The organism is Bradyrhizobium sp. Leo78, from assembly GCF_059512425.1.
Genome location: NZ_JCAMOT010000320.1, coordinates 1 through 324, shown reverse-complemented (window position 1 = coordinate 324; position 324 = coordinate 1). Strand labels below are relative to the sequence as shown.

General features: G+C 61.1%; 1 protein-coding gene. It reads left to right on the top strand.

The features are described from left to right. Positions 1-226 (top strand): hypothetical protein (locus AC5ZG1_RS44890; protein WP_496136637.1); only part of this gene is annotated, 226 nt, incomplete at its 5' end. Positions 227-324 lie beyond the last annotated feature (98 nt).

Sequence of the window (324 nt, the reverse complement as noted above, 5' to 3'; positions counted from 1 at the left end):
CCGCAGTACCGAGCATTGGAAGCTCATGGAAACCAAACGCAAGCGCAACCGAGCCAAGCAGACCACTTCACTCCAGGCGCGGCTGGTCGCCTCAGCTCGCCAGGCTCGCACGCAGGCACGCGACCTACCTCCCGGCGCCGAGCGGCAGAAACTGCTCCGGCAGGCGCGGCAAGCCGAGCAGGCCGCCGACATGAACGAGTTTCTTAGTCTGGGCACGCCGAAATGAAGTTTCCAGTGAGGTCTCAAAACGGTAGCGACATTTGTCTAGACAGCCACGGAGCAGCTTATGGTCGGAGACCAGAACACCACCGAAACCGACGTTGA